The sequence below is a fragment of the Anaerococcus sp. NML200574 genome, from assembly GCF_026131665.1.
GTDB lineage: Bacteria > Bacillota > Clostridia > Tissierellales > Peptoniphilaceae > Anaerococcus > Anaerococcus kampingae.
This window is the reverse complement of record NZ_JAMXSM010000047.1, coordinates 1-8030: the sequence shown is the minus strand read 5'-3', so window position 1 is coordinate 8030 and position 8030 is coordinate 1. Positions and strand designations below refer to the sequence as shown.

Genomic DNA, 8030 nt, shown 5'->3' with positions numbered 1-8030 from the left:
TAATTGCTTGATCTCTATTTTTTATTACAGATTTTTCATTTATTAAAATTTCTCCAGAATCAGACCTAATTAATGATGTAATCATTCTAATAGTAGTTGTTTTCCCCTCTCCATTTGCTCCAAGAAAACCATAAACATCTCCTTTAAACACAGTCATATTCAGATCATTTATAATCTTTCTTTTACCATAAGATTTACATAAATTTTTTATTTCAAGTACTTTTTCGGACATAATTTCCTCCTTTGATGATTCTATTATAAGAGGTAAATATAACAAAACTATAAAAACAACATAATTTTTAACTGATAATTGAATAACAATCAGTAATATTATTTTAATTGGTCTTTAAATTTCATATTAATGAATACGAAACTCGTACCATTATCTTCACAAGCCATAGCTATTGCAATGGCATTATTACAAGTCCTGCTATTGTTATTCTTAATAAAAAGATTTGTTTATTTTATTTTTCTTAATTTTCTCTCATTATTTTTAGTGTTTCTTTAAATTCTTTTGTCTTTGTTGCTTCTTCTAGTAGATTTTTATTTCTTCATCTGATATTTCTTCTGCATTTTCTATAAGGCTTTATAAGATTGCTCCTCTTGTTATTAGCCTATGAGTTCTTTCTTTTCTTTTTTTCACTATGTCTTGTTTTAACATCTTCTTTTCTTGATTTTTTAGTTGCCTTAATCTTTCTTCTGTATCATCTATTTTATCTTTTATTTCCTTTGATTCTTGTCTTATTTGTTCTAATTTTTTCATATAAAACTCCTTTCTTGTATTAAAAAAAGACGATAGATTTTAATTTTCTACCGTCCTTAAATATCCAAGCATTTTTTTATTTATGGTTTTCTTTTAAGAAAGCATCAATAGTTTTTCTTGATTCACTTTCTGCTTTATCATTGCTTTCAGTTGTCCCACCTGTTGCAATTCTAATTTTTCCTAAATTTAAAACACCATTGCTAGCAAATATATGCCCTGCTCCTTTATATGAATAAATCTTTGCCTTAGGGTTTTGTTCTTTTATTTTATTTGCCATAGCAAAACTATCCCACATCAAATCATCCTCGCCCACGATCATCAATATATTTGCCTCAACATCTTTTATTGGTATTAGTTTTTCTTGGCTTGTTGAGTCTTTTTCTATTGCACTATTATAAGTTTCTTTATAACTAATAGGACTTTTAATAATATTCGGAACAATAATATTTTTTAAAAATGAGTTAAATGATGATTTTTTTATATCTATATATGGAAGTTCCTTTCCTTTATATGTCCATGATGAACCATAATCTTTAAAATCTAGACCAGCGAAATTATAAGATGAAGGTGCTATTAAAATCAGATTATCTATTTCAGAATATTTGCTAGCCAAATTAAGGGCATATTCTGCACCTTTTGACGCTCCCAAAACGCTTATTGGTTTATTGTCTTTTATATTTTTATTTATATAATTGATAACATCTTCAAATTGTTCTAAAGGGATTTTTCTCAAAGTTTGTTCTTGGTTTTTCATGCCGAACATAAATAGTGCAAAGGTTTCATATCCCTCTTCAGCCAATCTTTTAGCAGTTTCAAAATTTGGACTTCCCTCAGAACCTCCAAAACAAATTACAAGACCTTTATGTGATTTTTCCTTAGGTACAAATCTAAAGCCTTGCATCCTACCCTCATCTACATAAGTTACATCAACTCCGTCAATATCTGTAGGATATAAACTTATATTAGTAACATCATTATAATATTCAGGAGATTTCAAAGCATTGGTATCTTTATACTTATAGTCATTATATATTCTAAGAATAAAAACTAAAACTACTAAAATAATAACTATTAAAAAGATTCTAAAAAATATTTTCTTCATTTTATTCCACCTCATTTCTATGAATTTCTATAACATCTTCAATTCTGCAATCCAATGCCAGGCAAATCTTTTCTAATGACTCTAAGTTCACATAAGAATTTTTGCAAATTTAATTAAATTTCATCATATTTCTTTTTTAATTTATCCATGTAGTCAAGGTCAATCCACTCCTCGCTAAAACCACAGGCAGTACAAATATACCTATCAACAGACACTGCCGACATAATTGTATGCCCAGTCATAATATTATTTCCAGTTCCATAAGCTCCAGCAGATCCTGGCACAAATAAAATATCACTTCCTCCACACTTTGGGCATTTTCTCGTATTTTTCATAAATTCTCCTTTTTTAATTCTTCCTTACTTTCATAATACCTCATATGCCAACCTCCGTGGTTTGTATATAGATATTATACCAAAAATATTTTTATCCTAACGTTAATTCATAATATTGTAATCAAACTGTTCCTGTTTATTTTTATTTTACAGCCTTTTCAATTTTGCAAACTATAGATATCTCTACAAAAAATACTGTATATTGTCCAAACTCAATTCTTACTACGATGTTCCCCCCACATTATTAAGTATTTTTTTACTATTGATAAGCCTAATACCATTTATTCTTTATAACAGGAAAATGTATCGCTTATATTGAGTTTGAAGCCTTAGCTTTTTTAACTACTGGAATTATAACTTGTACACAGGCATATCCCTCTGGAGTGTTAGATAGATATAGTTCTCCACCATTTTCTCGTATTACTCTTGCTGTGAAATACAATCCGACACCTTTTATATTTTGTGTGTAATTCTTTTTTTCAGAAAAGCCTTTGTCAGTTGCGTGGACTAAGGCAGCATCTGAAAAATGTGATCCAGAATTTGTGATTTTGTATTCGGCTTTCCCGTTTGAAACGATAAATGTTAGATGAATTGATTGGGGTGAATGACCATGCTCACAGGCATTAAGAATAATATTAGTTAAGGCTTGATGAATTGCACTTTCCTCTGTGGTTGTATAATCATCTGTATCTTGAAATTGGCTTTTCCACTCATTCCCATATTGCTCACTTAATATATGTCCTTCTTGATTTATTTTGAGATTTAAACTATCTAATGGCAATGGTTCCTTGACAAGTTGGTCGTTATTTTCATTACTAAGTTGTAGTTGCAATCTATCTGCTACCTCTTCCAATCGATTCAAATTAAAAATAATGGATTCGGTATATTTCAATAGATTTTCATTCATTTTTTCTTTATCATCGTCAGATAGGAATAGAGTTAATTGACTAAGATCTTCTTTCATAAACTCAGCATTTGCACGAGCAACGGTCAACGGAGAACGATAATCATGTAGCATTTGGGTTGTTTGTTCTCTTATTTTATGCTCACTATTCCAAAGTTCTTCTAATGTTGCTTTTAGATCAACACGCATGTGGTCCATAAGGTTCCCTAGCTCTCTAAACTCTGATATTGATAGGGAGGAAGGGACAGGTATATTTAGATCTCCATTTCCTATGGAAACAAGAGCTTTTTGTAGCGGTAATACATCTTTATAAATATGTCTGGTAACAGACTTTGCAAACCACATGGTTGGAATAAGAAGCGTAAGAGCAATTATGAAAATAAAAAGTGATTCTACTCTTGGAAGATGTGCATTTGCCCAATCTGAAGAATATAACACACCTATCCTGTATTTAAATACGCAGACTCTATTATTGTATACAACCTTTGAAAAATAGCCTTTAGAAAAAGGGATTTGTTTTCCATCTAAATAGTCTAAAGCATTCTCTTGATCCTCTATCTTCATATTTGAATTAATAACTTCATTTTCATTATTTAGCTGAATGTAGCCAATATTATCAGGTACCCAAGTTGAGTTGAAATTTTGGCTAGAAATGATTTTTTCCCTTAAGATTTCAACTTGTTTTTCTTCGTGGTTGGCAAAAGTATATAAATCATGTCTAACTCCATAGTGGAAACCGATAACCAATAAAAGAAAAAGAAAACAAATTATACCTATGAACACTAAGGAATATATAGATAATATTTTCCTTAGTGTATTTTTCTTAGAATATATATTTTTTATTCCCATTTGTAACCGACTCCCCAAATTGTTTTAATTGGATCAAGTTGATAAGTTGAAAATTTTTTTCTGATATTTTTTATATGTTCAACTATAGCTGCAGACTCAGATTCTGTCCAAAATCCACCGACTTGTTCGAGAATATGTTCTCGTGAAAAAACTTGTCCCTTATGTCTAGCTAAGAGTTCGCAAATTTCATATTCCATTTTTGTGAACTTGATAGTTTCTCCCTTTATTTGTATTTCTTTGGCATTCAAGAGAAAACGAATATCTCCAAAAGATAGGTAAGAATGATGAACACGCTCTTCCCTTCTTAGATGTGCTTTTACTCGACTGACTAATTCCAATGGTGTGAAAGGCTTGCGAATGTAATCGTCCCCGCCAAGCGCTAATCCCTCAGCGACATCTGCTTCTTTGGATTTGGCTGTAAGAAATAATATTGGACAATCTACTTTTTCACGGACATTTCTGCAAAGTTCAAAGCCATCTATATCGGGCATCATCACATCGAAAATCATCAAATCAAATTGATCGAGAGATAAACTTAAAGTTTCTTTTGCTGAGGCACAAGTATATACAGAGAATTGAGCACGCTTTAAACTTGTTTCAATAACAGATCTAATTTGCTCATCGTCATCAACTACAAGTATGTTTTGACCCATATATTCACCTCTCCTTTCATTAAATCTAGTCTGAGCCAAAAAGAGTACTTATATTATTAGAGCACTCTTAACATTCAAAATCATAGTATGATATGGAGATCTTGAACTTTTAAATAATTTAATATTATTCATCACTATTATCGGCTCTACCATCCCATTTATTAAACCATATAGGAATTAAAGTAACAAGTGCAATGGTTACTATGATACATATCAATAGACCATATCTCAGCTCAGCTGCAATCTTAAGAATATAATCTGTATGAAAAGTATCTAGAATCATTAGAGATGAAAATCTAGCTGCCCATGTTGGCGGAAGGTAATACCAAAACTTATCCAAAAGTCCAGTACATCCTAAAGCCCCAACAAGAATAAAAATTACTCCAGAACCTATTGACCATGACGTACCAAATTTAAAAGCGATAAATAGATGGATAGAAACTAGGCAAATAAGTGGAATAAGCATAAGAATAGTAGCCAAGACGTAGGATATGGTAAGCATCTTTCCATATAGCAAAGCAAATCCAGCAACAGCTATGATCAAACTAAGACCTGTCATAATAACCAATAAAATAACAAGTGATATTAGCATTTGAATTCTTGATTTTCCAACACATAAAATATTAAAAGAAGAACCCGCACGTTGTTCCTGCTGAACAATACCAGTACACAACATGACAACCAAGCAATCCATAAATAAGGATAAGGCTTGTAAAAATCCAGATATATTTTGTTCAATACTCCATGAAGAAACGGAATAATAAGCGATAAAAAGTCCTACACAAATAATTGGCCAAAGAATGGTTATATAAAATAGCGGACTTTTTACTATTTTATAAATATGCGAATGTAAACATTTCAACATCAAAATCACCTCGCTTCTGATTTTTTATAAAGGGTGGTGGAAACAATGGACAAAACCATCGTTAGTACCACAGATGCAACAATTGCAATTAAAACATCATAAGATTGTGTATAAATCAAATCTTCTTCAACAGGCAAACCATTAGGTAAAAGCCCTAAAATAGAAATCATGGAACGATTTACCCATGCCCATGGGCAAAACATCCAATATGGTTTTAGTGCTAAAAACACACCTGAAAAAGAAATAGCTAAATTGACCACTACCGAAAAGATCACCCCTAATTTTTTTGAAATTATAAAGCTAAAAGGGATTTGCCACATGGTTGTGATAAACATGACTATAATCCCTAAAAATATCGAAGCAATACTTAATTGCTTAATTTGATTAATTCCAAACAAACTAAAAATAAATGGTATACAAACTACAGCAACACTTAATAGAAAACAGGAAAGAAGAGCATATCCTAATACAACCAAAAGTTTAGAGCTCCATATTTTTCCTTGAGAAACAGGTAGACAACGGATTGCACGAAGTCCGTGCTTTCCGTTATCTATATTAACAGCTGTTGCACTGATCAATGCGAATGTAGCAGGTAAAAAAACTACATAGTACCAGTTAAATAAATTCAAGGAAAAATAACCTTGTTGAACAATAGCCATTAGTGCTAAGCAAAGAGGACTAGCAATAGCAATTCTTCTTGTTGCAGTTCTTTTTGTTTTCAAGAACTCGGCCATTAATATATTTGAATTACTCATTGAAACCTCCTTGCTGATTACTAACAACTTCCATGAAAAGTTGCTCCAAATCCATTTTTGAATCAAATGCACCTTGATAACCTAAATGTCCTGATGCAATTATTCCAATATGATCTGCAATATGTTCGACTTCAGATAAAATATGAGAAGATAGAATTACAGTAGTTCCTTGTTGTGAAAAACCTCTAATAAGTTCTCTCAATTCCTTTATTGCAATGGGATCAAGACCATTCGTTGGTTCATCTAGAATTAAAAGTTTTGGATTACTAAGTAAAGCCAAAGCGATTCCTAATCTCTGTTTCATTCCCATTGAAAATTGTCCAGTACGTTTTTTACCTGTATTAGTAAGACCTACAATTTGTAAAACTTCTTGAATTCGCTCTTCTTCAATCCCTAAAGCTATTGATCGTACACGACAATTTTCATAGGCAGTTAAGTTTGGATATAGTGGTGCATTTTCAATCAATGCACCAATTTCAGAGAGATTTGAACGATCCCAAGGATTATTATTGAATATGATTTCACCAGATGTAGGTGTAATCATACCGCAAATCATCTTGAGAAGAGTAGACTTTCCTGCTCCGTTTGGTCCCAATAATCCATAAATTGTTCCTCTTGGAACATTGATATTAACGCAGTCCACCGCTATTTGTTTCCCAAACTGCTTTGATAGATTTCTAGTTTGTAATATAAAATCATCCATAGTATATTTTCCTCCTTATCATTTCTTTACGTATGTAATTTTAGAAGAAAAAAATAAGGAAATTATAAGGATTTAAGAATTTCCATAGTAGGTAGTAAGTGAGCCTTTTATTTTTCGACATATGATCATCATATAAACTATATAGTAAACGTATCACTTTTAATCTTCTCATAATAGCTGACTAATATACCTATTTTTTTCTAAACCTTTATATTCTCCTGTTTTTCTGCTCTCGTCTTGCCTTATACCTTTCCTCATACTCCTGTTGTTTTCCATTTGCTTTACGCTTTAGATAATTTTGATGAAGTCTGTCCCTTCTCTCATTAATTTTTCGTTCTTCTTCCTCAAGTTTTGATTGTTCTTCTTCGCTTAATTCTTCTTTTGGAACTTCATAATTCCCTATGAAGTTAAAATATATTTCTATCTTTTGCTTTGATGTTTGACTGCCTTTTCTATCCCTTTCATGAATGATAATCTTATCTACAAATTCATTTATCATTGTGTTTGTGAGTTCATCAAAGTTTTCATAACGACTAATAAGTGATATGAATTTTTTTACCTTATCTGTTTCCTTTTCATATCTTGATATTACAAGCTCTAAGTCTTTAATCTCTTTACTTAAAACTCTTTGCTCTGTTTCATATTGGCTATTAAGTATCTCATATCTACTACTTGGTATTTTTTCAAGTATCATATCTTCGTAAATACGGCACATAAGCCTTTCTAACTCTTGTATTCTCGACTTAATATTAATTAGCCTTACCCTTTGTTTTTCTATCTCTACTTTTTCCTTTTCTTCCATTTCATTTTGAATGGAACGGATAAAGGCTTCATTATCTTCTCCAAGATAATTTTTTATATCTTTTAATGTTTCTTGGATAAGGTTTAAGACTACTTCTGCTTTTATCCTGTGAGCTGATGGACATAGCGTTCCGCAAGGCACTTTTTTATAATTACTGCAAACATAATAGGGAATATTCTTATAGTTATTTGTCCTATGAACATACATCTTGCTCCCGCAATCTGCACAATACATCAATCCTGTGAGTGGGTGATATTCGCCCCAACCGTCAGGATACCTTTTTACATTTCCTCTTATCC

At 31.4% G+C, this 8030-nt stretch carries 10 protein-coding genes and 1 pseudogene; all 11 read right to left on the bottom strand.

Annotation, left to right across the window (positions count from 1 at the left end; genetic code table 11):
* On the bottom strand, positions 1–232 hold a 232-nt coding region (locus NH286_RS10225), incomplete at its 3' end, for an ATP-binding cassette domain-containing protein (protein WP_265238642.1).
* 241 nt (positions 233–473) lie between these two features.
* Positions 474–763: pseudogene (locus NH286_RS10220) on the bottom strand (DUF3847 domain-containing protein).
* A gap of 76 nt (positions 764–839) precedes the next feature.
* A complete protein-coding gene (locus NH286_RS10215; protein WP_002839676.1) occupies positions 840–1865 on the bottom strand; it encodes an alpha/beta fold hydrolase in 1026 nt (341 codons plus the stop codon).
* 1 nt (position 1866) lies between these two features.
* Positions 1867–1956, bottom strand: coding sequence for a helix-turn-helix domain-containing protein (locus NH286_RS10210; protein ID WP_232500932.1), 90 nt, complete (start codon positions 1954–1956; stop codon positions 1867–1869).
* Between the two features lie 22 nt (positions 1957–1978).
* Positions 1979–2200 (bottom strand): hypothetical protein, encoded by a 222-nt coding sequence (locus tag NH286_RS10205; protein ID WP_002839698.1) that lies wholly within the window; start codon positions 2198–2200, stop codon positions 1979–1981.
* A gap of 310 nt (positions 2201–2510) precedes the next feature.
* Positions 2511–3953 carry a sensor histidine kinase gene (locus NH286_RS10200; RefSeq protein ID WP_072469668.1) on the bottom strand — a complete coding sequence of 481 codons (1443 nt, stop codon included), beginning with the start codon at positions 3951–3953 and terminating at the stop codon, positions 2511–2513.
* On the bottom strand, positions 3944–4606 hold the full coding sequence (locus NH286_RS10195; RefSeq protein ID WP_040397490.1) for a response regulator transcription factor: 663 nt from the start codon (positions 4604–4606) through the stop codon (positions 3944–3946). Before NH286_RS10195 ends, NH286_RS10200 begins: the two co-directional genes overlap by 10 nt.
* A 124-nt stretch (positions 4607–4730) precedes the next feature.
* Positions 4731–5471 (bottom strand): lantibiotic immunity ABC transporter MutG family permease subunit, encoded by a 741-nt coding sequence (locus NH286_RS10190; RefSeq protein WP_265238706.1) that lies wholly within the window; start codon positions 5469–5471, stop codon positions 4731–4733.
* Between the two features lie 5 nt (positions 5472–5476).
* Positions 5477–6226 (bottom strand): lantibiotic immunity ABC transporter MutE/EpiE family permease subunit, encoded by a 750-nt coding sequence (locus NH286_RS10185; RefSeq protein WP_002839678.1) that lies wholly within the window; start codon positions 6224–6226, stop codon positions 5477–5479.
* The gene (locus NH286_RS10180) at positions 6219–6929 is read right to left on the bottom strand and encodes a lantibiotic protection ABC transporter ATP-binding protein (protein WP_016648567.1); all 711 of its coding nucleotides are present in this window, start codon (positions 6927–6929) and stop codon (positions 6219–6221) included. Before NH286_RS10180 ends, NH286_RS10185 begins: the two co-directional genes overlap by 8 nt.
* A 208-nt stretch (positions 6930–7137) precedes the next feature.
* Positions 7138–8030 (bottom strand): DUF4368 domain-containing protein (locus NH286_RS10175; protein WP_265238703.1); only part of this gene is annotated, 893 nt, incomplete at its 5' end.

Coding starts and splice junctions, on each gene's coding strand:
- NH286_RS10215 (WP_002839676.1), bottom strand. CDS start 1,865: ATGAAGAAAATATTTTTTAGAATCTTTTTAATAGTTATTATTTTAGTA.
- NH286_RS10180 (WP_016648567.1), bottom strand. CDS start 6,929: ATGGATGATTTTATATTACAAACTAGAAATCTATCAAAGCAGTTTGGG.
- NH286_RS10185 (WP_002839678.1), bottom strand. CDS start 6,226: ATGAGTAATTCAAATATATTAATGGCCGAGTTCTTGAAAACAAAAAGA.
- NH286_RS10195 (WP_040397490.1), bottom strand. CDS start 4,606: ATGGGTCAAAACATACTTGTAGTTGATGACGATGAGCAAATTAGATCT.
- NH286_RS10190 (WP_265238706.1), bottom strand. CDS start 5,471: ATGTTGAAATGTTTACATTCGCATATTTATAAAATAGTAAAAAGTCCG.
- NH286_RS10205 (WP_002839698.1), bottom strand. CDS start 2,200: ATGAAAAATACGAGAAAATGCCCAAAGTGTGGAGGAAGTGATATTTTA.
- NH286_RS10200 (WP_072469668.1), bottom strand. CDS start 3,953: ATGGGAATAAAAAATATATATTCTAAGAAAAATACACTAAGGAAAATA.